The sequence below is a fragment of the Viridibacillus sp. NPDC096237 genome (assembly GCF_050278625.1).
Classification (GTDB): domain Bacteria; phylum Bacillota; class Bacilli; order Bacillales_A; family Planococcaceae; genus Viridibacillus.
This window is the reverse complement of the sequence record NZ_JBNNTI010000112.1, coordinates 1-1,224: the sequence shown is the minus strand read 5'-3', so window position 1 is coordinate 1,224 and position 1,224 is coordinate 1. Positions and strand designations below refer to the sequence as shown.

The window sequence follows — 1,224 nt, the reverse complement described above, 5'->3', positions numbered from 1 at the left end:
CACTAAATCAAACAACTTTTTTAAGGGCTAAGTTTTTATAAGCGACCGGACTTTGATAGCCTAGTTTGCTGTGCGACCGAATAGTATTGTACCAATTGACATAATCGAAAAGTTCAAGAGACAGCTGTTCAAGGGTAGGGTAGTGCGATCCGTTGATGAGTTCTGTTTTTAAAATCTTAAACGTCGCCTCTGCCACCGCATTATCATAAGGGTTCCCTTTTTGGCTCAGAGATCGTTTAATCTTAAACTTACTTAGTAATTCATCGATTCCAACATTTTTAAATTCAGATCCACGATCGGTATGAAACATTTTTACGTTTTGCAAAGGATACTTGACTGACTTAAAGGCACGTTGAACTAGAGCTGCGTCTTTTTGTTCCCCGACACTATACCCGACGATTTCTCTATTATATAAATCTATTAAAAAACAAATATAATTCCAGTTTCCTCCTACTCTCACATACGTTAAGTCACTTACTAACACAGACATCTCTTTATCAACTTTAAATGCTCGATTTAATACATTTCGAACTGATTCTTCATTTGGAGGGGTAGACATTGGTTTATAGGATGGTTTTGCATATTTCGATTGAATTCCTAGTTCGTCCATCAATCGACCAATACGACGTCTAGAGACTGTTAAACCAGCTTTTTTTAAGGCATCTTTTATTTTTCTGGTTCCATATACTTTACGATTCTCTTCGAAAATCACTACTATTTTTTCTTTTAATTTTTGCTCTTCAGCTAGCTTTTCTTGTTCTTTTTGAATGGCTATTCCCGTGTCATGATAAAAAGTGCTTCGAGCTATTTTTAGGACTTTACACATTGCTAATACAGAATATTTGTGACGATTTTCTTGAATCACATCTATTTTCGTCCCATGATCAGCGCGGCTTGCTTTAAAATGTCGACTTCCATTTCGAGTTGTTTATTTCTCTTACGCAAGTCAATCAGTTCTTGCTCTACCGAAGATCGGTTGTCTTTCTCTTTAAAGGAGCCTGACTGTTTGAATTGCGTAATCCATCTGTCTAAAGCAGACGCGGTTAATTCATATTCTCGGGCAATATCTTGACGGCTTTTTCCATTTTCATATAGGGCCACCACTTGTTTTTTAAACTCTGTTGAAAACGTTCTTCTTTTACTGGACATAGTAGATTCTCCTTCTTGTTATCTATTATTCTACTTGCCCTTAATTTTACTGTCCAACTAAGTGTAGACTATTCA

The 1,224-nt window shown here is 36.3% G+C and carries 1 protein-coding gene; it reads right to left on the bottom strand.

Annotation, left to right across the window (positions count from 1 at the left end; all coding sequences use genetic code 11):
* Positions 1-7 precede the first annotated feature (7 nt).
* Positions 8-1,149 (bottom strand): IS3 family transposase gene (locus ACQKMD_RS22000; protein WP_427754705.1). Its coding sequence is split into 2 segments (ribosomal slippage): positions 8-903 and positions 903-1,149, totalling 1,143 coding nucleotides; the frame shifts between segments, so codons are not numbered across the junction.
* Positions 1,150-1,224: the final 75 nt, after the last annotated feature.